A 24,684-nucleotide genomic window follows, 5' to 3' on the forward strand; every position below is an offset into this window, starting at 1 on the left:
AGAAAGGTGCGCGATGGTGGACGGCGGCGGACGGCCGGGACACGGGAAGGTGCTCGTGGTGGGTATGGACGGGGTGCGCTTCGACCGGCTGCCCCTCCCCCGGCCGGCGGCCGGGGGGACCCCCGTCCCGCTTCGCCCGCCGTCCGCGGCGCCCGTGCTGCACGGCCTGATGGCCGCGGGCTCCCACGGCAGCAGCCTGCTGCCCTACGGCGAGGCGGACGGCCAGGCCGGGGACGGACCGTCCACCAGCATGGCCTACACCGACTCCGGCCCCGGCTGGTCGAGCGTGCTGACCGGGGTGTGGCCCGACCGGCACGGGGTGACCGGCAACGACTTCACGGGCGCCGACTACTCCCGCTACCCCGACTTCCTCAGCCGTGCCGCCACCGCGCGACCCGGTCTGCGCACGGCGGCGGCGGTGTCCTGGCCCGAACTGGTCGACCGCTGCACCCTGGGTTTCGCCATCGGCGAGCGCGTGCGGCACGACGGCGAGTCCGGCGGCTACGAGGAGGCGGACCGCCTCGTCGCCGACACCGCTGTGCGCTGGCTCACCGAGGACGACCCGGACGTCGTGTTCGTGTACTTCGGCGCCACCGACGAGGCCGGCCACGCCACGGGCCCCCTCAGCCCCGCCTACGACCGGGCCCTCATCGCCCAGGATGCCCACCTCGGGCGGCTGCTGGACGCCATCGGCGCCCGGCGCTCCCACCCCGCCCGTGCGGACGAGCACTGGACGGTGCTGGTCACCACGGACCACGGCCATCTCGACACCGGCGGCCACGGAGGCGACACGCATGCCGAGCGCGAGGTCTTCGTCGTCCTCGCCGAGCCCGGAACGCCCGGCGGCACCCGGCTGGACACACCCCGCCTCATCGACATCGCCCCCACCGTCCTGGACCGTCTCGGCATCCCCGCCGACCCTGCCTGGGGCCTGTGGGGCCACGTCCTGCCCGGGCCCACCACGTCCCCCCTCTCACCACCGACTTCGGAATGGTCATGACCGACGATCCCCTGCTCGCCCTGCGGCCCTGGGAGTCACCCGAGGTGACCTCCTGGGGGCGGCTGCCCATGAGCGCCGTCGACCGGCGCGCCCAGGCTCTCTCCCTGGACGGCGACTGGCGTTTCCAGCTGCTCCCGGCACCGACGGCCGCGGTCGGCGACGACTGGACCCCGGCGCGGGTCCCCGGCGCGTGGACCCTCCAGGGCACCGACGATCTGCCCTGGTACACCAACGTGCGGATGCCGTGGCCCGACTTCCCGCCCGCGTCGCCCGCCGCCAACCCGACGGGCGTGTACGAGCGTGAGTTCGACGTTCCGGCCGAGTGGGCGGGCCGGCGGATCGTGCTCCAGGTCGGCGCCGCCGAGAGCGTGCTGCTCGTGCACGTCGACGGACGGCCGGCCGGCATCTCCAAGGACTCCCATCTGGCGGCCGAGTTCGACCTCTCCGACGTCGTACGCCCCGGCGTGTCCGCGACCCTGCGGCTGACGGTCGTCAAGTGGTCCGACGCCACCCACATCGAGGACCAGGACCAGTGGTGGCACGGCGGCATCACCCGCTCGGTGCTGCTGTACGCGACGGACCCGCTGCATCTCGCGGACGTCACCGTGCGGGCGGCGGCCTCCGGTGAGCTGCGGGTCGACTGCCGGGTGCGGGACGCGGGCGGCGCGCTGCCCGAGGGATGGTACGTCAGCGGCGAGATCGACGGTCAACTCCTCGTCCAGGACGCGGAGTTCGACCGGTTCAACGCCGCGGACGACCGCGTCTCCGACTTCCTCGGCGAGCCCCGGATGTGCGCGCGGGTGCCCGGCGTACGCACCTGGACCGCCGAGACGCCCGAGCTCTACGGCCTGACCGTCCGGCTGCACCGCGCCGACGGAACGGTCGCCGACACCTCGTACCGGCGGATCGGTTTCCGGGACGTCGAGATCGTCGGCCGGGACCTGCTGGTCAACGGGGAGCGGATCTACGTCCGGGGCGTCAACCGGCACGACTTCCATCCGCTGACCGGGCGGACCGTGTCGCGGAACGACATGCGCGCCGATCTCGTGCTGCTGAAGCGGTTCGGGTTCAACGCGATCCGCACCGCCCACTATCCGAACGACCCGACGCTGTACGACCTCGCGGACGAGCTCGGTTTCTACGTGGTCGACGAGGCGGACATCGAGTCGCACGACCACGCGCACGAGATCGCGGACGACCCGCGCTATCTGAACGCCTTCGTGGACCGGGTGTCGCGAATGGTCCTGCGGGACAAGAACCATCCGTCGGTCATCATCTGGTCGCTGGGCAACGAGTCCGACTACGGGGCGAACCACGACGCGGCGGCGGGCTGGCTGCGCCGGCACGATCCGACCCGGCCGCTCCAGTACGAGGGCGCGGCCAAGCTGGGCTGGGCCGATCCGGCGGTCGCCTCCGACATCGCCTGCCCGATGTACGCGCCGCTGGAGGACTGCGTCGCGCACGCCCTGTCCGGCGAGCAGACCAAGCCGCTCATCCAGTGCGAGTACTCGCACGCCATGGGCAACAGCAACGGCACGCTCGCGGACCACTGGGCCGCCATCGAGTCAACTCCGGGACTTCAGGGCGGGTTCATCTGGGAGTTCTGGGACCACGGAATTCTTCAGTGCGTGAACAGCGGCAGACCTGTCGGGCGCGTGGGCGCCGGGCTCTATGACAACGGTGTCGCCGCCCCCGGCCTGCGCTGGGCGTACGGCGGCGACTTCGGCGAGACGATCCACGACGGCGCCTTCATCGCCGACGGTGTCGTCTTCCCCGACCGCACGCCCAAGCCGGTCATGTACGAGCACCGGGAGATCGCGGCGCCGGTACGCCTCGAAGCGTTCCGGCACGAGGGGCTCGTGGTCGCCAACCACCAGTGCTTCCGTGGCCTGGACTGGCTCGCGGGCACCTGGGAACTGGCGCTCGCGGACGGCCGCGTGCTGACCGCGCCGGCCGAACTGCCGGATCTGCGCCCCGGTGAGACGGCGGCCGTGCCGCTGCCCTTCGAGCTGCCGGCGGACAGCGGCGAGGCCTGGCTGACCCTGCGGGTGACGACGGCAGGCGACGAGCCGTGGGCCCCGCACGGCACGGAGATCTGCACACCCCAGCTGCTGCTGCGGGCCGCGCCCGAGGTGCGGGAGACCCCCGTCTCCGGACCGCGTGTCCAGGTCGACGGCGACGGGCTGCTGATCCACCCGCTGCTGACGTCGGCGCCCGCGCTGTCCCTGTGGCGGGCCCCGACCGACAACGACGAGCTGGGCGGCATGGCGGCCCGGTGGCGGGAGTGGGGCCTCGACTCCCTCGTACGCAAGGCCGTGGACGTGCGGCGCGACGGCGGGGGCGTGACCGTGCTCGCCGAGTACGCCGGGAACGCGGGCGTGATCCGCCACGAGCAGGTGTTCACTCCGGTCCAGGGCGGCATCCGCGTCGAGGAGAGCGTCGACCTGCCGGACGCGTACGCCGATGTGGCGCGGGTCGGTTCCGTTTTCGAGACGGTGTCCGGGCTCGACCTGCTGGAGTGGTACGGGCAGGGCCCCTGGGAGTCCTACCCGGACCGCGCCGCCGGGGCGCCCGTCGGGCATCACTCGGCCCCCGTCGACTCCCTGCTCACCCCCTATCTGCGACCGCAGGAGAGCGGCGGACGGCACGGTGTACGACGGTTCAGGCTGTCGGCGCCGGACGCCAGCGGTCTCTCGGTCGTGCTGGACCGGCCGCGACAGGTCTCCGTGACCCGGTTCCGCGCCGATGACCTGGCCGCCGCCACGCATCACGACCAGCTGAAGCCGCGGCCCGGCTGCGTGGTCCACATCGACGCGGCACACCGGGGGCTCGGCACGGCGTCGTGCGGCCCCGACACCTTCCCCTCCTATCTCCTGCAGCCGGGCACCCACCGCTGGGCCTGGACCCTTCGCGCCCTCTGACCCCCCGCACATCTCCTCTCACCTCACGGAACCTCTTACGGAGTTAGTTGTGTGCACCTCGCACGAGTCCGGGCACGATCCTGCCCCCGAAGCACCCCAGGCGGGCGCCGGACGGCGTACCTTCCTGCGGGCGACCGCGCTGATCGGGGCGGCGGCCACCACGTCCGTCACCCTTCCGACGGCCGCCGAGGCCCTGACGGACGCGGCGCGTTCGTCAGGGCGGCCCGACACCGAGAGCCGCCGGTTCACGCTCGCCGTGATGCCCGACACCCAGTACCTCTTCGACGGGCCGAGCATCGACAAGGCGCCCGTCGAGGCGTCCCTGCGCTATCTGCTGGAGCACGGGCGGGACGAGAACATCGTGTTCCTGTCCCACCTGGGCGACCTCACCCAGAACGGCGCCGCGCCGGAGATCGCCGCGATCGGCGAGGCGTTCCGGCTGCTGGACCGGCGGGGCGTCGGCTACAGCGTCGTCGCGGGCAACCACGACGTGAAGTCGTCCACCACCGACCAGCGCGGCGCGTCCCCGTACCTCGACGTGTTCGGGCCGGAGCGCTTCCAGGGGAAGCGGACCTTCGGCGGGGCGTCTGCCGACGGCTACAACACCTTCCATGTGTTCCGGGCGGCCGGGCGGGAGTGGCTGGTCCTCGCGCTGGACTGGCGGCTGTCGGACCAGGGGTACGCGTGGGCCAAGGACGTCCTCGCGAAGCACCCGGCACTGCCGGTGATCCTCACGACGCACGAACTGGTCGCCGAGGACGACTCCCTGTCGGCGTACGGGCAGCAGCTGTGGGACCGGCTGATCGCCGACCACGACCAGATCTTCCTCACCCTCAACGGGCACTACTGGCCCGCCGGGCGCGCGACGCGCAAGAACGCGGCGGGACATGAGGTCGAGCTGCATCTGACGAACTATCAGAATCGTTACTTCGGCGGCGCGGCGATGATCCGCCTCTACCGTTTCGACCTCGACCGCGACACAATCGACGTGGAGACGGTCTCCCCGTGGATCCTGGGCCGGGCCGCGAAGGGGCTCAACGAGCTGGAGCGGCAGGAGATCGAACTCAGCGGCGACGCCGACCGGTTCTCCGTCGGCATCGACTTCGTGGAGCGCTTCGCCGGGTTCGCCCCGGTGCCCGCGCGTCCCGCCCGCCCCGCGTCGAAGATGGTGATCCCTGGCACGGTGGCCTACTGGCGCTTCGACGGGCAGCCGGACGGGGCCGCCCTCACCGGCACGGTCCGCGACCGGTCGGGCCACGGCAACGATCTCACCCTGGTGTCGGTCGGGGGCGGCACGCTGAACTGGTCGAGCGACCATCACCCGGACCAGCCCGGGCACGGCAGCCTGGACTTCAACGGCTTCAAGTCGCCGCTGAAGGGCGCCTATCTGCGCACGGTCGACGGCGCGCCCATCAACTCGGCGACTTTCAGGGCCGGTTACACCATTGAGGCGTTCTACCGGCTGCCCGCCGACTGGGACCCCTCGCACCACGCCTGGGCCGGAGTGGTCAGCCGTACCGGTACGGGCGGTGCCGCGGGCAAGACCGGCGACGACCCGGACGAGCCACTCGCCACCCTGTCCCTCTCCAACGACCGCGAGCCGCAGTGGGCCATGCGGCCCCTCAACCAGCAGGGCATCGCCACCAACTGGGGCCAGGAGACGCCGCTGGACACCTGGTGGCACCTCGCGGTCGTCAACGACGGCACGCACACCACGCTGTACGTCCAGGGCTGCCCGGTCGTCCGCAACCCGAAGGCGACCTCGACCGGCATCACCTCGGTCGGGCTGCCGTGGCTGCTGGGCGGCTACGAGTACGCGGGGAACATCGACCAGATCCTGCACGCCCGCCTCGGCGACGTACGGATCGTCGAACGAGCGCTGCACGTCAGCGCGTTCATGAACCACTGACACACACCGTCAGGCTCCGCCAAGCCTCGTGGACTCCACACCTCTCCAGATCCCACCAGATCGCAAGGGACCCACAGACCATGACAGAGCAGCAGCTGCCTGCCTGGGCCGACCCCGCCGTCTCCCCCGCCGGACTCGACGCCCAGGGCGTCTCCCGGCGTCAACTCCTGAACCGGGCGGGCCTGTTCGGCGCCGCCTTCGCCGCCGCGTCACTGGCGACGCCCGCCGCCGCTGCCGCCGGCCCGCGACGGCTCGGTGGCAGCGACCCCCGCCTCGCCTACCTCGTCGGCGACCATCACATCCACACCGTGTACAGCCACGACGCGAAGTACACGTTCTCCCAACTGGCGGCGGCCGGCGAGAAGTTCGGCCTCGACTGGATGGTGTTCACCGAGCACTCCAACTTCGGGCACGCCCAGTACGGCGCCCCGCTGGAGCACGCCGAGATCCTCAAGGCGCGGGCCGAGAACCCGCGTCAGCTGATCTTCCAGGGCCTGGAGTGGTACATCCCGGCCGCCGAGCACTGCACGGTCTTCTCGCCGCCCGGCCCGCACGAGGTCGACCTGCTCACCAGGTTCGAGAGCGCCTTCGACGGCAAGCTGCTCAACTACACCGAAGGCTCGGCCGCCGCCGCGGACACCGCCCGCAACGAGGCGCACGCCGTCAAGGCGATCCAGTGGCTGGCCGAGCAGCGCCGCACCGGTTACGTCGACGACGTGCTGGTCCTCGCCAACCACCCGATGCGCCTGGGCATCGACTCCCCGCACGAGATGCGCAACTGGCGGGACGCAGGGCGGGGTGGCGGGAAGGAGGGGGACCCCGGGATCATGATCGGCATGGAGGGCGCGCCCGGCGCCCAGGGCGCGGCCATCCCCGGCTGGCGCGGGGCCACCTCGATCCGCGGCGAGTACGAGAACAAGCCCTCGGGACAGTCCTGGCAAGGCTATCCGGCCGACGGGTATCTGACGTACGGCGGCTTCGACTGGGCGACCGCGACGGTCGGCGGTCTGTGGGACTCGATGCTGGCAGAAGGCAGCCTGTTCTCGATCACCACCAACTCCGACGCGCACCGGATCGTCTTCGACACCTGGAAGAACGGCGACTGGCCGGCCGGGCGGAACTTCGACAACACCGGCAGGCTGCCCGACCCCGTGAACACCGACACTCCGCAACCCGGCAGCGACTTCTGGCCCGGCCAGTTCAGCCGCACCCACGTGGGCGTCACGCGCTACGGCTACCGCGAGGTGATGGCGGGCATGCGCGCGGGCCGGATCTGGCTGGACCACGGCCATCTGCTGGACGGGCTCGACGTACGGCTGACGCGTGACTGCGAGTTCGGCCGGGGGGTCACGCTGGGCGGCCGGCTCCGGGTCCGCAGGGGTGAGAAGCTCACGCTCAACATCACGGTGACCAGCGCCTCCCGTCTCAACCCCCAGGGAATCCTGCCCGAGTTGGCGCATGTGGACGTGATCCGGGGCGCGGTGCGCGGCCCGGCCGCCGACCGGGACACCTGGAAGGCGCCGGACACGAAGGTCGTGAAGTCGAAGGACGTGACGGGGCGCACGGGGACGTACACCCTGCGCGTGCCGCTGACCGCGGGCGACGAGTCGTTCTACGTCCGGCTGCGAGGCAGCGACGGCAACCGGCACGGCGCCGGTTATCTCGGTGCCTCCGTCGACCCGCACGGACCGATCGCGCACGAGCCCGGAAACGGTGACCCGTGGGCCGATACGTGGTTCTATTCCAACCCGGTGTTCGTCGACGTCGTAGGTGGTTGACTGATGAAGCGTCAATTTCTGTCCCTCAGCGCGTTATTGGTCCTGGCCGGGGCGCTCGTGCTCGGCAGCGGTGGGACGGCGTCCGCCGCCGACGCACAGTGGACGGAGACCGGCTCGGCCCAGGTCGACTCCCTCGGCAGCGGTCAGGGGCTGGCCTCCCGCGCGGACGGCACGCTCCTGTACCGGGGCCTCACCTCCATCCCGCTGGACCTGCGTGTCGCCGGCTGGAACCACATCGGTGACCCGGACATCGCGAACGGGTACGTGTTCGACGCCTACCAGGGTCCGGACACGGCCACGTCCAAGATGTTCGCGGTCACCACCCCGGCGGGTCAGCGCTACCAGTACGTGCACCAGCTCAACTCCGGCGAGAAGCTGAACAACTCCTTCGCCACCGTCTCGCCCGACGGCCAGTGGCTGGTCTCGGGCGAGTGGGGCGACCAGACCCGCCTCCAGGTCTTCCCGGCCCCGCTCCTCAACGCGTCCACCCCCGCCACGGGCGGCGCGCTGGCGGAGGCCGGGCAGATCACCCTGGACAGGACCGTCCGCAACATCCAGGGCTGCGACTTCGTCACCGCGACCCGATTGCTGTGCGCCTCGGACGACGACTCGGGCACCCGGTTCCCGGAGATCCGCCCGCTGCTCCAGGTCGACCTGGAACGCGCGGTGGACGGCAAGCCGGTCACGGGCCACGTCACGAGCCTGTTCGCCCTCCCCCAGCGCAGCACCTGTACGGGGACGGCGTACGAGGCGGAGGGCGTCGACTACGACGTGAACAGCGGCACCCTGCGCGCCCAGGTGATCCAGCCGGGCATCTGCGCACTGGCGACCACCGTCTACTCGTATCAGCAGGTCACGGGCTGACGAACCGATCGCCGGGGCGTACCGTGGCCGCGTGACCACCGAGGAGTCGCTGCGGCCGCAGTCCCTGATGCTGACGTTCCTGGGCGATCAGGTGCTCGGGCGCGACGTCTGTGTGTACTCGGGCAGCGTCATCGACGTGTTCGCGCGGGCGGGCATCGGAGAGCAGGCGACCCGCTCGACACTGACCCGGATGGTGAGCCGCGGTCTGCTGCGCCGCCAGCGCGAGGGCCGCCGGATGTACTTCGGGCTGACCGGGCGTTCGGCGGCGGTGCTGGGGGACGGTGAGCGGCGCATCTGGCAGAGCGGCGCCGTCAACCGGCACTGGGACGGCTCCTGGACCCTGCTCGGTTTCTCCCTCCCGGAGTCCTGGCAGCGCCAACGCCACGACCTTCGCTCGCAGTTGACGTGGAGCGGCTTCGGCCCGCTGTTCAACGGCCTGTGGATCGCACCGGGCGAGGTCGACGTCTCCGCCCTGGTCAACGAACTCGGCCTCTCCGCCCATGTGAAGGTGTTCCGGGCACACGCGGACGCGGGCATGGACATCGGCGCGATGATCGAGGAGACCTGGGAACTGTCCGAACTGGCCACACGGTACGGGGCGTTCGTACGGCGGTGGCAGCCCTGGGAGACCGAGCTGCCGGCGGCGGACGACGCCCTCTCGCTGCGCCTCGTCCTCCAGGCCGAGTGGCTGGGAATCATCCGCGGCGATCCGCGCCTCCCGGTCAGCCATCTCCCGGAGGACTGGCCGGCGGAACAGGCCGAGAAGACGTTCCGGACGGTGTACGAACGGCTCACACCGCTCGCCCAGGACGCCTCAAAACGCCTTCTCGACCTCGTGCCCGTGCGCGAGGATCAGACGGATCAGACGGATCAGACGGATCAGACGTAGAAACGGGACAGGCTCTGGAGCACCGCCGCCGGCTTCGGCGCGCCCTCGATCTCGATCGTGCCGTCGACGGTGATCTGCACCCCGCCCGGCACCTCCTCGACGTCTGCCAGCCTGCCGATCAGGCGGATCTTCGAGCCGACCTTCACCGGCGAGGGGAAACGCACCTTGTTGAGGCCGTAGTTGACCTTCGTGGTGACGCCCTGGACGTCCAGCAGCTCGGTGAAGAGCGGGATGAAGAGGGAGAGGGTGAGGTAACCGTGGGCGATCGGGGCACCGAAGGGGCCCTCGGCGGCCTTCTCCGGGTCCACGTGGATCCACTGGTGGTCGCCGGTTGCGTCGGCGAAGGTGTTGATGCGTTCCTGGGTGACCTCGATCCACTCACTGGTGCCCAGGTCGCTGCCGGCGAGCTTCTTGAGTTCGTCGATGCCGTTGACGGTGATGCTCATATCGCGTTCCTTAACTGGGAGTCGAGCTGGAAGTTGGCGGTGCGGCGAGCTACGAGCCCGCGCCGAAGGCCCTGCGCACCCGGGCCTTGAGCAGCTTTCCGGAGGCGGTGCGCGGAAGTTCGCCCGCGATGACGACCGACTTCGGGATCTTGTACTTGGCGAGCCGCCCGGACAGCGAGGCGAGCACCTCGTCCTCGTCCAGGTCCGCACCCTCGCGGGGCACCACGACCGCGCGCGGCACCTCGCCCCACTTCTCGTCGGCGACGCCGATGACCGCGCACTCCACGATGTCGGGGTGGGCCAGGAGCAGATCCTCGATCTCGGCGGGGTAGATGTTCTCCCCACCCGAGATGATCATGTCCTTGATGCGGTCGACGATGAAGACGTACCCGTCCTCGTCGGTCCGGGCGGCGTCCCCGCTGCGGAACCAGCCGTCCGTGAAGGAGGCGGCCGTCTCCTCGGGCAGGCCCCAGTACCCGGGCATGACATGTGGCCCGCGGACCACGATCTCGCCGGTCTCGCCGACATCGGCCGGCGTCAGGTCCGGCCGTACCACCCGCACATCACTGAAGAAGTGCGGCACGCCCGCCGAACCGGCCTTGCTGATCGCGTGTTCGGCGTCCAGGAACAGGGTCCCGGGTGAGGCCTCGGTCATGCCGTAGCCCTGGAGGAAGGTGAGTCCGCGCTCCTGGAATCTGGCGATGAGCGGGGTCGGCACCGGTGAGCCGCCGCAGGAGAGCATCCGCAGCGACGACAGGTCGGCGTCGGCCCAGCGCGGATGTCTGGCCACCTGGTCGAACATCGTCGGCACCCCGAACATGAAGCTGATCCGGTGCTGTTCGATCAGGTCGAAGGTCTCGTCCGCCGTGAATGCCTCGACCAGGACACATGTGCCGCCCTTGAGCAGCACGGGCAGGGTGAGCATGTTCAGCCCGGCCGTGTGGAACAACGGGGCGGAGACCAGGGCGCGTTCGTCGGTGATGACGTCCTGGTCGACGAGCACGTTGACGGCGTTCCAGGTCAGGTTGCCGTGCGTGAGCATGGCGCCCTTGGGGCGGCCGGTCGTGCCCGAGGTGTACATGATGATGCAGGTGTCGTCGGCGGTGACCGGCGCGTCGACCGGCTCGCCGGAGGCACCGGCGAGCGCCTCCTCGTACTCGGCGCCGACCTCGACGTAGGCACGCACGTCCGTGTTGCCGGGCAGTCCGGCGACCAGGCCGGCGTGCGAGGGTCCGTAGACGAGGGCCCTGGTGCCGGAGTCGGCGAGCTGGTAGGCGATCTCCGGCCCGGCGAGGCGGGTGTTGAGCGGTACGAAGACCGCGCCGAGCGTGCCCGCCGCGAACAGTGTCTCCAGGTAGGAGGGGTGGTTCGGACCCAGATAGGCGATCCGGTCGCCGCGGCGCACGCCCCGGTCGCGCAGGGCGTGCGCGAGGCGTGTGGTGCGATCGTACAACTGTGCGTAGGTGATCGTGGTGTCGCCGTGGATCAGGGCGGTGCGTTGGGGGGTCTTTCGGGCCCGGCGGGCGGGCCAAGACCCCAGTCCCTCGTTGCGCATCGTTGCGCCCCTCTACGAGTTACGAGACATGAGCTGCGGGATACGGATACGCGCTGCGGAGTCAGGACTTCGTGAGCCCGAGCAGCCGGGCCGCGTTCTCCTTGAGGATCTTCGGCCTGACCTCGTCCTTGATCGGCAGCTTCTCGAAGTCGGCGAGCCAGCGGTCCGGGGTGAGCACCGGGTAGTCCGAGCCGAAGAGGACCTTGTCCTTGAGCAGCGTGTTGGCGTACTGCACCAGCTGCGGCGGGAAGTACTTCGGTGACCAGCCGGACAGGTCGATGTGCACACCCGGCTTGTGCGTGGCGACGGCGAGCGCCTCGTCCTGCCAGGGGAACGACGGATGCGCCAGGATGATCTTCATATGCGGAAAGTCCGCGGACACGTCGTCGACGTGCAGCGGATTCGAGTACTTGAGCCTGATCCCGCCGCCGCCGGGGACTCCCGCGCCGATACCCGTCTGGCCGGTGTGGAAGAGCGCGATCGTGCCGGTCTCCTCGATCACCTCGTACAGCTCGTACGCGACCGAGCGGTCGTTGGGGAAGAAGCCCTGGATGCTGGGATGGAACTTGAAGCCCCTGACCCCGTACTCCTCGACCAGGCGGCGGGCCTGTTTGACGCCCGCCCGGCCCCGGAAGGGGTCGATGGAGGCGAAGGGGATCAGCACGTCCGGATTGGCCGCGGCGGCCTCGGCGACCTCCTCGTTCGGGACGGGCTCCGTGCCGGTCGCGGACTCGGCGTCCACCGTGAAGATGACGGCGGCCATCTTCCGTTCGCGGTAGTACGCGGCGGTCTCCTCCAGGGTCGGCTTCCGCTTGCCCTCGACCTTGAAGTAGGCCGACGAGGCGTCGTGGAGGTCGTCGTCCAGGGACGAGGTGCCCTTGGAGGAGATCTCGGCGTGGGTGTGGACGTCGATCGCGACGAGTTCCTCGACGTCGATGTTCGCCATGGTTACGCCTCCGGGAACTTGGGGGCGGGGATGCCCACCGACTGGAGTTCGGCGCCGACCGAGGTGGCCCAGGCGTCGGCCAGGGTCTCGGGGGTCCAGCCCCCGTCGGCGTAGGCCGCCCTGATCTCCTGCGGATGCGACCAGAGTGCCACCTTGTCACCGCCGATGCCGATGGCCTGGCCGGTGATGCCCCGGGCGGCCTCGGAGGCGAGGAACGGGACGAGGGCGGCGCAGTCCTCGGGGGTGCCGAAGCCCTCGCCCTTGCGCAGGAAGGCCGGGAACGGCTCGCCGTTCTTCAGCGCCTCGACGTACGGGGCGAAGGCGGGGATCGTCTCGGTCATGGCGGTGGCGGCCACGGGCACGATCGCGTTGACGGTGATGTTCGCCCGGCCCAGCTCCATCGACCACGTACGGGCGAAGGCGGCGATGCCGGCCTTGGCGGCGGCGTAGTTGGTCTGCCCGAAGTTGCCGCGCTGGCCGGCCGGGGAGCCGACCAGGATCAGCGTGCCGCCCTCGCCCTGCTCGCGCATGCGTACGGCGGCGGCGCGGGCGCAGGTGAAGGTGCCCTTGAGGTGGGTGGTGATCACCGCGTCGAAGTCGTCGTCGGTCATCTTCCACAGCACCTTGTCGCGCAGGATGCCCGCGTTGGTGACCAGGATGTCGAGCCGCCCGAACTCCTCGACAGCGCGGTTCACGAGCCGCTCGGCGGCCTCGGTCGTGCCGACCGGGACCACCTCGGCCACGGCGGTGCCGCCGGCCGCGGTGATGGACTTCACGGCCTGCTCGGCCACGCTCTCGTCGACGTCGTTGACGACCACGGAGGCGCCGGCGGCGGCGAGAGCGTGCGCGTAGGCGAGGCCGAGGCCACGGCCACTGCCGGTGACGACGGCGACCTTGCCGGTCAGATCGATGCTGGGCACGAGGGGGTCCCTTCACAAGACAACGGCTCAAGACGACTGCTTGGAGATCGAAGCTAAGAGCAATAATTGTTGACGTCAATAGTTGTTGCCATCAGGTGTCTGAGTCATGCTGGAATCAGTACACGGATCAGCACACTGATCAGGACACGAAGACCGCCCCGCCCGGGGCCTCGGCCAGGGAGCCCGCCATCGCCCGACAGCAGCCTCTCCAGAACCCCGCCTCGATCGACGCGCACGAGCCGTGGATGCGCGGGCTGCACGCGGACACCGGCTACCTGCTCTACCGCCTCGGCCTGCGCTCCGGACAGCTCTTCAACGCCTTCCTCCAGGAGTCGGGCCTGCGCCTGCGCCACTACGCGGTACTGCGCTTCCTGAGCACCGCCGAGGGCACCCTCCAGCGCGAGCTGAGCGCACAGCTCGGCTACGACCCATCCGCGATCGTCGGCCTGGTGGACGACCTGGAGAAGCTCGGCTTCGCCGAACGCCGCCCCGCCCCCGACGACCGCCGCAGCCGGATCGTCGCGCTGACCGGAAACGGCCGCGCCTTCCTCCGGGACACCGACGAGGCCGGCCAGCGCGTGACCAACGAACTGCTGGACCCGCTCGACGCGGCCGACCGGGAGGCTCTGCACACACTGCTCCAGCGGCTCGCGGAGGACGGACTCAACTGATGTTGTGCAAGTTATTGACTGCTGCCTGACAGGTGCCTACCTTCACCCGGGCACCGGTACGGCCCCCGCACCGGTGACGTCCCCCCACGGCATCGGCATCAGGGAGCTCCCCGTGCAGCGATCCCGCTCGCCCCCCGGCCCTTCGCGGCGCCCGGACCGCTGATCCCCGCCCTCGTCCTCGTCCTCGGCCACGGCAACGCCCAGTCCACGATGTACGGGCCGCTGGGCCCCCTGTTCTCCGAGGTGTCCGGCACCCGCGTGCGCTACCCGGGCGCCTCGCTCGGCGACCAGGCGGCGACACTGGTCGGCGCCGGGTTCTCGCCGCTGATCGCGGGCAGCCTGCTCGCCTCGAACGGCGGCGGCAGTACGCCCGTCTCGCTGCTGCTGCGCGGCGGCGCGGTGATCACCGCGCTCACCGTCCGGCGGATGCCCGAGACGCACACCGACTCGCTCGGCTCCCCCGCTCTCTCCCAGGAAACCCCCACTCCCGAAGGGATCCGCCCGTGAACTCCCGCATCCTCGTCCTCCTCGCGGCGGCGCTGCTCGCCACCCCCGTACTGTCCGCCCAGGCCGCCACCACCCCCGCCGAACGCGTGGAAGGGCAACTCCCCTCTGGGGCCGCCTACTTGATGGACATGCCCGCCAACTGGAACGGGACGGTGATGCTGTTCAGCCACGGCTACAGCCCCGTCGGAGCTCCCAACCCGGCCCAGGACGCACCGAGCCCGGACGTGCGGCAGCGGCTGCTCGACGCCGGGTACGCGCTGATCGGGTCGTCGTACGCGACGAACGGGTGGGCCGTCACCGACGCCGTGCCGGACCAGCTGGCCACGCTCGACCTGTTCACCGAGCGGTTCGGCGAGGCCCGGCGGACGATCGCCTGGGGCCAGTCGTACGGCGGCTTCGTGACGACCGCCCTGGCCGAGCGGCACGCCGACCGCTTCGACGGCTCGCTGTCGATCTGCGGTCTGGTGCAGGGCGGGGTCGCCAACTGGAACAGCACCCTCGACCCGGTCTTCGCCCTGCGCACGCTGCTCGCCCCGGACTCGGACATCCGGCTCACCGGATTCGCCGACCAGGCCGCCGCCCGGTCTGCCGCCGGCGTGCTCTCCGCGAAGGTCACCGAGGCCCAGCAGACACCGGAAGGCCGGGCGAGAATCGCGCTCGCCGCCGCGCTGCACAACATCCCCGGCCACAACGATCCCTCGCAGCCCGTCCCCGGGCCCACCGACTGGGACACCCAGCAGGCCAACCAGTACGCGGCGGTCACCGGCCTGATCCTGTATCCCGCGTTCAGCTGGCGCCAGGAGGCGGAGACCCGCGCCGGCGGCAACCCGTCCTGGAACACGGGCGTCGACTACACCCGGATGCTGCACCGGTCCTCGGTATACAAGGAGGTGACCGAGCTCTACAAGGAGGCGGGACTCTCGTTGCGCAAGGACCTGAAGGCGCTGAACAGCGCCCCCCGGATCAGTGCGGACGCCAAGGCCACGGCGTGGATGAGCCGTACCAGCGCGTTCACGGGCCGGCTCGCCGACCCGCAGCTGAACATCCACACCACCGGCGACGCGCTGATCCCCGTACAGGCGGAGAGCGCCTACCGGCGGGCGGCGACCGCGGGCGGCTCGGGCGCGCTGCTGCGCCAGGCCTATGTCGACGGTCCCGGGCACTGCACGTTCACCACCGGGGAGACGGTCGCCGCCGTGCGCACACTGGAGCACCGTCTCGACACGGGCCGCTGGGACACCTCGGCGGCCGTCCTCAACTCCCGTGCGGAGCAGGAGGATCCGGCGACGGAAGCGCGTTACGTCACCTACCGACCGACGGAGTACCCGCGCCCGTACGACGTGGCCCGGACCCACACCTCGACGCCTCCGGGAGCTGCCCGCCCATGACCACCCGCTCCGCGCCCGACCGGCTGCTGTCCGTGCTCAGCGCCTTCGACCACGAGCACCCCGCGCTGTCCCTCACGGACATCAGCCGGCGGGCCGGGCTGACCCTCACCACCACGCACCGCCTCGTGGGCGCCCTCACCGACTGGGGTGCCCTGGAGCGGGACGAGTCCGGCGTCTACCACGTCGGCCTCAGGCTGTGGGAGGTCGCGGCGCTCGCCCCGCGCGGGCTGGCGCTGCGGCAGATCGCGCTGCCGTATCTGGAGGACCTGTACGAAGCGACGCACGAGAACGTGCAGTTGGCGGTACGGGACGGCGGCGAGGTCGTCTACATCGAGTGGTTGTCGGGCCGTTCGGCGGTCGGGGTTCACATCCGGGTCGGTGCCCGCTGGCCGCTGCATGCCACGGGCGTCGGCCTCGCCCTGCTCGCACACGGCGACCCGGCACTCCAACAGGATTACTGCGAGGGCTCGTTGACCGCTTTCACCCCGCACACCATCACCGACCCGGCCCGGCTGCGCCGTGTCCTCGCCGAAGTCCGGCGCACGGGCGTCGCGGTGAGCAGCCGTCAGGTCACCGACGACGCCCTGTCGGTGGCGGCGCCGGTGCGCGGACCGGGCGGTGCGGTGGTCGCCGCGGTGTCGGTCGTGGTGCCCCAGGCGGACGCCCAGGTACCGGTGTTGGTGCCCGCGGTGCGGCTGGCGGCGCGGGGTATCTCGCGTGCGCTGGGCTGGCAGCCGGCTCAGCCCTGAGAGGGCGCGGCCCCGCCCTCAGGGGCGCGGGGAACTGCGCGACCAGCCACAGGTTCTTCGCCCGGCTCGCCACGTTCGCCGCCCGCCGTCCGGTCGCCGTGCTCGTGGCGGTCGTACCCGTGCTGCTCGTCCTCGCGCTGCCCGCGACCGAATGAAGATCAACCTCGGGGACGCCACCCAGCTTCCGACCAGCAGCGAGGCACGGCAGTTGCAGGACACCGTACAAGCGCACTTAACGCCCGGTACCGGGGTCACGCCCATCACCGTCGCCCTGAAGCCGGACGCCGACCCGGCGACCGCCGACCGGATCAGCGCCCTCTCGCCGACCACCCAGGCCCGTACGCTGCCCGGCGGAACGACCGTGCTCGAACTCCAGCCGGGCGGCAGCGCCGACGGGAAGGCCGCGACCGATCTCGTCCAGCGGATCAGGGACGCACGCGGTGACCAACCCGTCCAGGTCGCCGGCCCCGCCGCCCAGCTGGTCGACTTCCGGGAGATGCTCGCCGACCGGGCGCCCTGGGCCGCCGCCACCGTCCTGATCGGCATCTTCGTCCTGCTGTTCGCCTTCACCGGGTCGGTTCTGATCCCGCTGCGGACCATCGCCACGACCCTGCTCAGCCTGGGTGCCGCCCTCGGAGTGGTGGTCTGGGTGTTCCAGGACGGGCATCTGGCCGGTCTCCTCGGCTCCGAGGAACTGGGCTCGCTCAGCCTGACCGCGCCGTCGCTGATCATCGCGATCGCGTTCGGTCTGGCCATGGACTACGAGCTGTTCATCCTGGCCCGGATGCGCGAGGCCCGGCTGCTGAGCGGCGACGACCGCGAGGCCGTGGTGACGGGTCTGCGCCGCTCCGGCCGGGTGGTCACCTGCGCCGCCCTGCTGCTCGCCGTCGTCTTCGGCGCGTTCATGACGGGCGGCTTCGCGCCCATCCTCCAGATCGGCCTCGGTCTGACCCTGGCCGTGCTGATCGACGCCACGATCGTACGGATGCTGCTGGTCCCGGCGACCATGGCGCTGCTGGGACGCCGGGCCTGGTGGGCGCCGTCGCCGCTGCGGCGCGTGCACGAGCGCTTCGGGCTGCACGAGGAGGCGTCGGCGGAGTCCCGGGTGCCGGCCAACGCCTGACCCTTGAGGAGTGGGGCGGTCCCTGGAGGGGCCGCCCCACAGCCGTCCTTACCGGAATCTCAGACGGTGGGCGCCCTTTCAAAGAACAAACCCATACGGAAAGCTCACGATGCACGCGCATCATCGATCACTTCCTGGTCATTGCAGAAAGGCGTGCCGTGGGCGTTCCGCATATATCGAACCCGTCCGAGCAGGACGGTCAGCGCCGACGTCCCGCACGCCCAGCGCCTGACCACCTCCGGCACCTTCGTGCACGGCAACTACTGGGCCTCTATCTCGTGTTCGGCAGCAGCAACACCAGTCACGGCTGCGTGGGACTGCACGACGCGAAGGGTGCCGACGACACCTCCGTACCGGGCTACAAGTTCTACGACAGCTCCACGCTCGGGGATGTGGTGATCGTCGAGAACTCGGGCGAGGTGACGGTGGACCCGGCCAACGGGCTCAATGGCTGGAACATGTCCTGGGCGGACCGGAAGGGGGGCAGCGCCCTCTGACACACAGGGAGCGCTCGCTATCACATTCATGCCTTCATCGGGTGAACTCACCTGTGACGGAAGGAAATTCTGGGTTTCACCTCTTGACGGCCAGAGCGACCGGGAGCACATTGGGCCCACTTTGAGAGCGCTCTCAAGTCCTCTCGAAGGCACCCGCGCACCCCGCCCCCGTACCCGAAGAGGCACCCATGAGGGACACTTCAGGCACTTCGCTCACTGCAGGCCCACCTGTCGGACGCGGCCCCCTCCGGCGCGTGCTCGTCGCCGTCGGCGCCGTCCTCAGCCTCGCGGCAGCCGCCGTGTCGGTGGCACAGGCGGACGCGCCGACGCCGCCGACCGGCTGGACGCAGGTGTTCGTCGACGACTTCAACGGAACCGCCGGAACCGGCGTCAACACCGCCAACTGGCAGTACGCGACCGGCACTTCATATCCCGGCGGTCCCGCCAACTGGGGCACCGGCGAGATCGAGACGATGACCAACAGCACGAACAACGTCTCGCTCGACGGCAGCGGAAACCTCCGCATCACCCCGCTGCGGGACTCCGCCGGCAACTGGACCTCGGGCCGTATCGAGACCAACCGCACCGACTTCCAGCCCCCGGCGGGCGGCAGGCTGCGCGTCCAGGCCCGTCTCCAGGTGCCGAACGTCACCGGCGCGTCCGCTCTCGGCTACTGGCCCGCGTTCTGGATGCTCGGGGCGCCCTACCGGGGCAACTACCAGAACTGGCCGAGCGTGGGTGAGCTGGACATCATGGAGAACACCCAGGGCCTCAACACCATCTGGGGCACCCTGCACTGCGGCACCAGCCCGGGCGGTCCCTGCAACGAGACGACCGGCCTGGGCGGCACCACCACCTGCGCCGGCACCACGTGTCAGGCCGGCTTCCACACATACAGCATGGAGTGGGACCGCTCGGTGAGCCCGGAGGCGATCCGCTTCTATGTCGACGGCACCAACTACCACACGGTGACCGCCAACCAGGTCGACGCGACGACGTGGGCGAACGCCACGAACCACGGCTTCTTCATCATCCTGAACGTGGCGATGGGCGGCGCCTTCCCGGCGGCGTTCGGCGGCGGCCCGGACGCGAACACCGTCTCGGGGCGCCCGATGGTCGTCGACTACGTTCAGGTGCTCCAGTCGACCACCGGCGGCGGGACGACCACGCCCCCGCCGACCGGGGCCCGGGACGCGTACAGCGCCATCCAGGCCGAGTCGTACAACAGCCAGTCGGGCACCAGCACGGAGACCACCACCGACACCGGCGGCGGTCAGAACATCGGCTCGCTCGCCAACGGCGACTGGGCGCTCTACCAAGGCGTCAACTTCGGCTCCACGGCGGCCACCCAGTTCGTCGGCAGGGTCGCGAGCGGCGCGGGCTCGGGCGTGAGCGGACTGGTCGAGGTGCGCCTCGACAGCCGTTCGAGCACACCGATCGGCCGCTTCGAGGTGGGCAACACCGGCGGCTGGCAGAGCTGGCGTACGCTCCAGGTGAACATGAGCTCGGTCACCGGCACCCATGACGTCTACCTGACCTTCACCAGCGGCCAGGCGCAGGAGTTCGTGAATGTGAACTGGTTCAACTTCGGCCGCTGAGGCAGTCAACGCCGCAGCAGCGTGCACGCGCTTTCACCGAGGGGCGGACCCACAGGTCCGCCCCTCCTCGTTCTTCCCCTCAGCGCAGCTCCGCCCGGAAGGCCACCGGCGTGGTCGCCGTGTGCAGCTGGAAGAACTTGGAGAAGTTCGCCGCGTCGGGAAAGCCGACGGCCACGCCGACGCGGCCGATCGGCAGAGAGGTGTGCGCCAGAAGACGCTTGGCCTCCAGGACCACCCGCTTGTCGATGAAGCCCTTGGGCGTCTCACCGGTCGCGGCACGCACCGCGCGGACGATGGTGCGCCGGGAGTAACCGAGTGCGTCGGCATACGCGCTGACGCTGTGACTGGTGGCGAAGCCCTTCTCCACCGCGTCCCTGAAGAGGGTGAACGTGGTGTCGGACCGGCCTCGCACCGCCTCCGCCGAACTCGTCGCGAGGTGGGACAGGCGCAGCAGGAACGCGGTGAGGGAGTGCCGCAGCACCGAGGTGTGCAGTCCGATCGGGAGGGTGGCCGTGTCCTCGTACTCGCGGCCCAGCTGGGCCAGGGCCGCCCGCAGGCCCGCGAGTTGGGGCGCCTCCGGGCGCAGCAGCGGGGGCAGGTCGTAGCGGTAGAGGCCGGTCGCCTCGACCGTGGCCCGGGGCAGAAAACCGGGTTGCATGGTGAGGACGGTGCCGCGGTACTCGCTGGTGCGTGAGAAGCGGTGGACCTGACCCGGGCGGATCCACAGCAGGTCGCCCCCAGTCGCCTCGCACTCGGCGAAGTCGATCATGTGGGTGACCGGGCCGGCGTCGAACAGCATCACGACGTGGAAGTCGATGCGGTGGACGCGGTCCAGCGGGGGGTCGTCGTGCCAGGTGCGGTCGGGTGACATCGGGCCGACCTGCACGCCCACCCCCAGGGTGCTCTGATCGACCGGGAAGGGAAACGTCCTGATGCCGTCGCCGTCCTGGATGGCATCTTGGATGGTGTCTTGGATGGTTCTGTCCGCCATGTCCTTCTCGTGCCGCCTCGACCCCGCGACCGTGTCCCATTTTCACCAAAGGGTGACACACAGGCACCTGGCCCCGTAAAAGTCAGACTTTTAGGTTTGAACGCGTCCGAGCACCCAGTCCCCCTCTGTCGAGGATTTCCCGAAGATGAGTACGCACACATCCGACAGCCTCCAGTGGACCGATCTCGACCGGCGTGCCGTCGACACGGCCCGCATACTCGCGGCCGATGCCGTGCGGAAGGTCGGCAACGGCCACCCCGGCACCGCGACGAGCCTGGCCCCCGCCGCGTACACGATCTTTCAGAAGGTGATGCGGCACGACCCCGCGGATCCCGAGTGGACGGGCCGTGACCGCTTTGTCCTCGCTCCCGGCCACACCTCACTGACCCTCTGCACCCAGCTGTTCCTGTCCGGGTACGAGCTGGAGCTGGAAGACCTGAAGGCGTTCCGGACGCACGGTTCGAAGACGCCTGGGCACCCCGAGTACGGCCGAGTACCGGGCGAGCGTTCTTCCGCCGTCGGTGAAGGCGCGCGTGGCGGTCGAGGCGGGCATCGGTCTGACCTGGTACCGCCACGTCGGTGACGCAGGACGCATCGTCTCCCTCGAACAGTTCGGCGCCTCCGCCGACGCCAGGACCCTGTTCGCCGAGTACGGCCTCACCGCCGAGAACGTCGCCCAGGCTGCCCGGGAATCCTTGGCCGCCACCCGCGACTGATCCGAACGCCAGAAGGAAGATGATCCTAATGACCACCGAAGCGACCCCCACCGCGGGAACACTCAAGCGGCTCTCCGACGAGGGCGTCTCGATCTGGCTGGACGACCTCTCCCGAAAGCGCATCGTCTCTGGCAACCTCGCCGAGCTCATCGACACGCACCACGTGGTCGGCGTGACCACCAACCCGTCGATCTTCCAGTCCGCGATCGGCTCCGGCGAGGGGTACGAGGAGCAGCTCGCCGACCTGGCCGTGCGCGGCGTCACGGTCGACGAGGCCGTACGGATGATGACGACCGCCGACGTGCGCGCCGCCGCCGACATCCTGCGTCCGGTGTACGACACCACGGCGGGCCGGGACGGCCGTGTCTCGATCGAGGTCGACCCGCGCCTCGCCCACCACACGGCGGCGACGATCGCCGAGGCCAGGCAACTGGCCTGGCTGGTCGACCGGCCCAACGTGATGATCAAGATTCCGGCGACGGAGGCGGGCCTGCCTGCGATCACCGAGGTCATCGGCCTCGGAATCAGCGTCAACGTCACGCTGATCTTCTCGCTGGAGCGCTACCGCGAGGTCATGGCCGCCTATCTGGCCGGCCTGGAGAAGGCGCGGGCCGCGGGCATCGACCTGGCCTCGATCCACTCCGTCGCATCCTTCTTCGTCTCCCGCGTCGACTCCGAGATCGACAAGCGTCTGACGGTGCTGGGCACGGACGAGGCCCTCGCCCTCAAGGGCAGGGCGGCGCTGGCCAACGCGCGGCTCGCGTACCAGGCGTACCAGGCGATCTTCGACGGCGACCGCTGGACCGCCCTGGGCGGCGCCCGCGCCAACAAACAGCGTCCGCTGTGGGCCTCGACCGGCGTCAAGGACCCCTCGTACAAGGACACCCTGTACGTCGACGAGCTGGTCGCGCCCGGCACCGTCAACACGATGCCGGAGGCCACGCTCAACGCGACCGCCGACCACGGTGACATCCACGGCGACGCGGTGAGCGGCGGCTACGCCCGGGCCCGCGCCGATCTCGCGGCCGTGGAGGGGCTCGGGATCTCGTACGACGAGGTCGTGAAGCTGCTGGAGGACGAGGGCGTCGCGAAGTTCGAGACCGCCTGGAACGACCTGCTGGAAGCGGTCACCAAGTCGCTGGGTGGCAAGGGAGTTGACGGGGAATGAGCGAGGAACCGACGCTGCCGCCGGCCACCACCGAGGCGCTTCCCCTCTCCCCTCCGGAGCCCGGAGGGGACTGGGACAACCCGCTGCGCGACCCCGGCGACCGCCGGCTCCCCCTGATCGCGGGCCCGTCCGGGCTGGTCATCTTCGGTGTGACCGGTGACCTGTCCCGCAAGAAGCTGATGCCCGCCGTCTACGACCTGGCCAACCGCGGCCTGCTCCCGCCGGGCTTCTCACTCGTCGGGTTCGCCCGCCGGGACTGGGAGGACGAGGACTTCGCGCGGATCGTCCACGACTCGGTGCGCGACCACGCCCGTACGGAGTTCCGCGAGGAGGTCTGGCAGCAGCTCGCCGAGGGCATGCGGTTCATCCCCGGTGACTTCGACGACGACGCGGCGTTCGAGCAGCTGCGCTCGGCCGTCGAGGAGCTGGACGCCTCCCGGGGTACGAGTGCTCCCCGTTCGACTCGACGGCCACCGAGGAACTCGGCGCGAACGCGATCGTCATCCGCGTCCAGCCCGACGAGGGCATGACCGTGCGCTTCGGTTCCAAGGTCCCGGGTACTTCGATGGAGATCCGGGACGTCACGATGGACTTCGCCTACGGCGAGTCCTTCACGGAGTCCAGCCCGGAGGCGTACGAACGGCTCATCCTGGACGTCCTGCTCGGCGACGCCAATTTGTTCCCCCGTCACCAGGGAGTGGAAGAGTCCTGGAAGATCCTCGACCCGATCGAGGAGTACAGGAGCACGCACGGCAGGCCCGCGCAGTACGCCTCGGGCAGCTGGGGCCCGAAGGAAGCCGACGAGATGCTCGCACGAGACGGACGGAGCTGGCGCAGGCCATGAAGATCGACCTCACCGACACCACTGCAAGCAAGATCAACAAGGCGCTGGTGAAGGGGCGTCGCGCCATCGGCACCCCTGCCGTGGGCATGGTCCTGACGATGGTGATCGTCACGGACGAGGAGAACGCCTACGACTCGATCAAGGCGTCCGAGGAGGCCTCCCACGAGCACCCCTCGCGCACCCTGGTCGTCATCAAGCGGCACGCCCGCAGCCCGCGCGACCGCACCAAGTCCCACCTCGACGCCGAGGTACGGGTGGGCGCCGACGCCGGCACCGGCGAGACGGTCATCCTGCGGACGTACGGCGAGGTGTCCGACCACGCGGACTCCGTCGTCCTGCCGCTGCTGCTGCCGGACGCCCCGGTCGTCGTCTGGTGGCCGGTGAACGCCCCCGAGGTGCCCGCCAAGGACCCGCTGGGCGCGCTGGCCCAGCGCCGGATCACCGACATGTACGCGGTCGAGCAGCCGCTCGTCGCGCTGGAGGCCCGGGTTCGCTCGTACGCGCCCGGCGACACCGACCTGGCGTGGACGCGTCTCACCCCGTGGCGCTCGATGCTCGCCGCGGCCCTCGACCAGGCCCGTACGAAGATCACCTCGGCGGCCGTCGAGAGCGAGGCCGAGAACCCGAGCGCCGAACTGCTGGCCCGCTGGCTCGGCGCCCGCCTGTCGGTGAAGGTGGACCGCGTCGTCACCGCGGGCCCCGTCGTCACGGCCGTCCGCCTCGGCACCGACAAGGGCGAGATCGTCATCGACCGCCCCGAGGGCCCGCTCGCCACGCTCAGCCTGCCCGGCCAGCCCTCACGCACCCTGGCGCTGAAGGTGCGCCCCACCTCGGAGTTGATCGCCGAGGAACTGCGCCGCCTCGACGCCGACGAGATGTACGCCGTCGCTCTGCGGGGCGCCGGCACCAAGGAGACCTCCCGACATGTCTGACTCCCCCAGGCTCACCCGGCGCCCCGAGTGGACCGCGTTGGAAGACCACCGCGCCGGTGCGCTCAACCGGCCGCGGCTGCGTGAACTGTTCGCCACCGATCCCGGGCGCGCGGAGCGGTACGTCGTGCGGGTCGGTGACCTGCACATCGACTACTCCAAGCACCTGATCACGGACGAGACCCTCGCCCTCCTCCAGGAACTCGCCACCGCCACCGATGTGTTCGGGCTGCGGGATGCCATGTTCCGGGGTGACCGCATCAACGTCACCGAGG

Annotated in this window: 19 protein-coding genes and 5 pseudogenes; 19 read left to right on the top strand and 5 right to left on the bottom strand. The window is 70.4% G+C overall.

Annotated elements, in window-relative coordinates:
• The first annotated feature begins 13 nt into the window (after window positions 1-13).
• From RB628_RS27050 to RB628_RS27075, 6 genes are all read left to right on the top strand, one after another.
• On the top strand, window positions 14-1,000 hold the full coding sequence (locus RB628_RS27050) for an alkaline phosphatase family protein (RefSeq protein ID WP_318323131.1): 987 nt from the start codon (window positions 14-16) through the stop codon (window positions 998-1,000).
• Complete coding sequence (locus tag RB628_RS27055; RefSeq protein ID WP_318323132.1) at window positions 997-3,921, top strand: glycoside hydrolase family 2 TIM barrel-domain containing protein; 2,925 nt, start codon at window positions 997-999, stop codon at window positions 3,919-3,921. The genes RB628_RS27050 and RB628_RS27055 overlap by 4 nt, the downstream gene beginning before the upstream one ends.
• A gap of 49 nt (window positions 3,922-3,970) precedes the next feature.
• Window positions 3,971-5,830, top strand: coding sequence for a LamG-like jellyroll fold domain-containing protein (locus tag RB628_RS27060; RefSeq protein WP_318323133.1), 1,860 nt, complete (start codon window positions 3,971-3,973; stop codon window positions 5,828-5,830).
• A gap of 80 nt (window positions 5,831-5,910) precedes the next feature.
• Entirely contained in the window at window positions 5,911-7,608 is a 1,698-nt protein-coding gene (locus tag RB628_RS27065; protein ID WP_318323134.1) for a PHP domain-containing protein, read from the top strand.
• Between the two features lie 3 nt (window positions 7,609-7,611).
• Window positions 7,612-8,472 carry a hypothetical protein gene (locus tag RB628_RS27070; RefSeq protein ID WP_318323135.1) on the top strand — a complete coding sequence of 287 codons (861 nt, stop codon included), beginning with the start codon at window positions 7,612-7,614 and terminating at the stop codon, window positions 8,470-8,472.
• Between the two features lie 31 nt (window positions 8,473-8,503).
• On the top strand, window positions 8,504-9,361 hold the full coding sequence (locus RB628_RS27075; protein WP_318323136.1) for a PaaX family transcriptional regulator C-terminal domain-containing protein: 858 nt from the start codon (window positions 8,504-8,506) through the stop codon (window positions 9,359-9,361).
• Here the strand turns inward: RB628_RS27075 and RB628_RS27080 are convergent.
• From RB628_RS27080 to RB628_RS27095, 4 genes are all read right to left on the bottom strand, one after another.
• Window positions 9,352-9,807 (bottom strand): MaoC family dehydratase, encoded by a 456-nt coding sequence (locus RB628_RS27080; RefSeq protein ID WP_318323137.1) that lies wholly within the window; start codon window positions 9,805-9,807, stop codon window positions 9,352-9,354. The two genes, RB628_RS27075 and RB628_RS27080, sit on opposite strands and share 10 nt — an antisense overlap.
• Before the next feature lie 49 nt (window positions 9,808-9,856).
• Window positions 9,857-11,362 carry a long-chain fatty acid--CoA ligase gene (locus RB628_RS27085; protein ID WP_318323138.1) on the bottom strand — a complete coding sequence of 502 codons (1,506 nt, stop codon included), beginning with the start codon at window positions 11,360-11,362 and terminating at the stop codon, window positions 9,857-9,859.
• Window positions 11,363-11,423: 61 nt separating this feature from the next.
• Window positions 11,424-12,308 (bottom strand): amidohydrolase family protein, encoded by an 885-nt coding sequence (locus tag RB628_RS27090; protein ID WP_318323139.1) that lies wholly within the window; start codon window positions 12,306-12,308, stop codon window positions 11,424-11,426.
• 2 nt (window positions 12,309-12,310) lie between these two features.
• The gene (locus tag RB628_RS27095; protein WP_318323140.1) at window positions 12,311-13,228 is read right to left on the bottom strand and encodes an SDR family NAD(P)-dependent oxidoreductase; all 918 of its coding nucleotides are present in this window, start codon (window positions 13,226-13,228) and stop codon (window positions 12,311-12,313) included.
• 245 nt (window positions 13,229-13,473) lie between these two features.
• Between RB628_RS27095 and RB628_RS27100 the strand changes: the two genes are divergently transcribed.
• The 7 genes and pseudogenes from RB628_RS27100 (at window position 13,474) to RB628_RS27130 (ending at window position 19,761) form a co-directional block, all read left to right on the top strand.
• Window positions 13,474-13,899: a MarR family transcriptional regulator gene (locus RB628_RS27100; protein WP_318323149.1), complete on the top strand. Its 426-nt coding sequence runs from the start codon at window positions 13,474-13,476 to the stop codon at window positions 13,897-13,899.
• 147 nt (window positions 13,900-14,046) lie between these two features.
• Window positions 14,047-14,406 (top strand): annotated as a pseudogene (locus RB628_RS27105) (MFS transporter); the annotation flags it as partial.
• Window positions 14,403-15,794 carry an alpha/beta hydrolase family protein gene (locus RB628_RS27110; protein ID WP_318323141.1) on the top strand — a complete coding sequence of 464 codons (1,392 nt, stop codon included), beginning with the start codon at window positions 14,403-14,405 and terminating at the stop codon, window positions 15,792-15,794. The pseudogene RB628_RS27105 and the gene RB628_RS27110, both read left to right, overlap by 4 nt.
• Entirely contained in the window at window positions 15,791-16,543 is a 753-nt protein-coding gene (locus RB628_RS27115; RefSeq protein ID WP_318323142.1) for an IclR family transcriptional regulator, read from the top strand. The genes RB628_RS27110 and RB628_RS27115 overlap by 4 nt, the downstream gene beginning before the upstream one ends.
• 151 nt (window positions 16,544-16,694) lie before the next feature.
• Window positions 16,695-17,666: an MMPL family transporter gene (locus RB628_RS27120; RefSeq protein WP_412180730.1), complete on the top strand. Its 972-nt coding sequence runs from the start codon at window positions 16,695-16,697 to the stop codon at window positions 17,664-17,666.
• Window positions 17,667-17,873: 207 nt separating this feature from the next.
• Window positions 17,874-18,163 (top strand): annotated as a pseudogene (locus RB628_RS27125) (hypothetical protein); the annotation flags it as partial.
• A gap of 188 nt (window positions 18,164-18,351) precedes the next feature.
• Complete coding sequence (locus RB628_RS27130; protein WP_318323143.1) at window positions 18,352-19,761, top strand: glycoside hydrolase family 16 protein; 1,410 nt, start codon at window positions 18,352-18,354, stop codon at window positions 19,759-19,761.
• A gap of 79 nt (window positions 19,762-19,840) precedes the next feature.
• Here the strand turns inward: RB628_RS27130 and RB628_RS27135 are convergent, their stop codons facing one another.
• Entirely contained in the window at window positions 19,841-20,752 is a 912-nt protein-coding gene (locus RB628_RS27135) for an AraC family transcriptional regulator (protein ID WP_318323144.1), read from the bottom strand.
• A 145-nt stretch (window positions 20,753-20,897) separates the two neighbouring features.
• On the opposite strand from RB628_RS27135, the pseudogene RB628_RS27140 reads away from it, so the two are divergent.
• The 6 genes and pseudogenes from RB628_RS27140 to RB628_RS27165 form a co-directional block, all read left to right on the top strand.
• A pseudogene (locus tag RB628_RS27140) lies at window positions 20,898-21,299 on the top strand (transketolase); the annotation flags it as partial.
• On the top strand, window positions 21,286-21,468 hold the full coding sequence (locus RB628_RS27145; RefSeq protein WP_318323145.1) for a transketolase-like TK C-terminal-containing protein: 183 nt from the start codon (window positions 21,286-21,288) through the stop codon (window positions 21,466-21,468). The pseudogene RB628_RS27140 and the gene RB628_RS27145, both read left to right, overlap by 14 nt.
• Window positions 21,469-21,487: 19 nt before the next feature.
• Window positions 21,488-22,636: a transaldolase gene (gene tal / locus RB628_RS27150; RefSeq protein ID WP_318323146.1), complete on the top strand. Its 1,149-nt coding sequence runs from the start codon at window positions 21,488-21,490 to the stop codon at window positions 22,634-22,636.
• Window positions 22,633-23,480, top strand: a pseudogene (locus tag RB628_RS27155) (hypothetical protein). The gene tal and the pseudogene RB628_RS27155 overlap by 4 nt, the downstream one beginning before the upstream one ends.
• Entirely contained in the window at window positions 23,477-24,412 is a 936-nt protein-coding gene (gene opcA / locus RB628_RS27160; RefSeq protein WP_318323147.1) for a glucose-6-phosphate dehydrogenase assembly protein OpcA, read from the top strand. Before RB628_RS27155 ends, opcA begins: the two are co-directional and overlap by 4 nt.
• A pseudogene (locus tag RB628_RS27165) lies at window positions 24,405-24,684 on the top strand (glucose-6-phosphate isomerase); the annotation flags it as partial. The gene opcA and the pseudogene RB628_RS27165, both read left to right, overlap by 8 nt.

Source organism: Streptomyces sp. ADMS (genome assembly GCF_033441795.1).
Classification (GTDB): Bacteria; Actinomycetota; Actinomycetes; order Streptomycetales; family Streptomycetaceae; genus Streptomyces.

What these genes read in the sequence shown, in the direction of transcription:
- RB628_RS27130 (WP_318323143.1), top strand. Translation starts at nt 18,352, where the DNA reads ATGAGGGACACTTCAGGCACTTCGCTCACTGCAGGCCCACCTGTCGGA.
- RB628_RS27115 (WP_318323142.1), top strand. Translation starts at nt 15,791, where the DNA reads ATGACCACCCGCTCCGCGCCCGACCGGCTGCTGTCCGTGCTCAGCGCC.
- tal (WP_318323146.1), top strand. Translation starts at nt 21,488, where the DNA reads ATGATCCTAATGACCACCGAAGCGACCCCCACCGCGGGAACACTCAAG.
- RB628_RS27065 (WP_318323134.1), top strand. Translation starts at nt 5,911, where the DNA reads ATGACAGAGCAGCAGCTGCCTGCCTGGGCCGACCCCGCCGTCTCCCCC.
- RB628_RS27100 (WP_318323149.1), top strand. Translation starts at nt 13,474, where the DNA reads ATGCGCGGGCTGCACGCGGACACCGGCTACCTGCTCTACCGCCTCGGC.
- RB628_RS27085 (WP_318323138.1), bottom strand. Translation starts at nt 11,362, where the DNA reads ATGCGCAACGAGGGACTGGGGTCTTGGCCCGCCCGCCGGGCCCGAAAG.
- RB628_RS27080 (WP_318323137.1), bottom strand. Translation starts at nt 9,807, where the DNA reads ATGAGCATCACCGTCAACGGCATCGACGAACTCAAGAAGCTCGCCGGC.
- RB628_RS27135 (WP_318323144.1), bottom strand. Translation starts at nt 20,752, where the DNA reads ATGGCGGACAGAACCATCCAAGACACCATCCAAGATGCCATCCAGGAC.
- RB628_RS27070 (WP_318323135.1), top strand. Translation starts at nt 7,612, where the DNA reads ATGAAGCGTCAATTTCTGTCCCTCAGCGCGTTATTGGTCCTGGCCGGG.
- RB628_RS27055 (WP_318323132.1), top strand. Translation starts at nt 997, where the DNA reads ATGACCGACGATCCCCTGCTCGCCCTGCGGCCCTGGGAGTCACCCGAG.
- RB628_RS27090 (WP_318323139.1), bottom strand. Translation starts at nt 12,308, where the DNA reads ATGGCGAACATCGACGTCGAGGAACTCGTCGCGATCGACGTCCACACC.
- RB628_RS27050 (WP_318323131.1), top strand. Translation starts at nt 14, where the DNA reads ATGGTGGACGGCGGCGGACGGCCGGGACACGGGAAGGTGCTCGTGGTG.
- RB628_RS27120 (WP_412180730.1), top strand. Translation starts at nt 16,695, where the DNA reads ATGAAGATCAACCTCGGGGACGCCACCCAGCTTCCGACCAGCAGCGAG.
- opcA (WP_318323147.1), top strand. Translation starts at nt 23,477, where the DNA reads ATGAAGATCGACCTCACCGACACCACTGCAAGCAAGATCAACAAGGCG.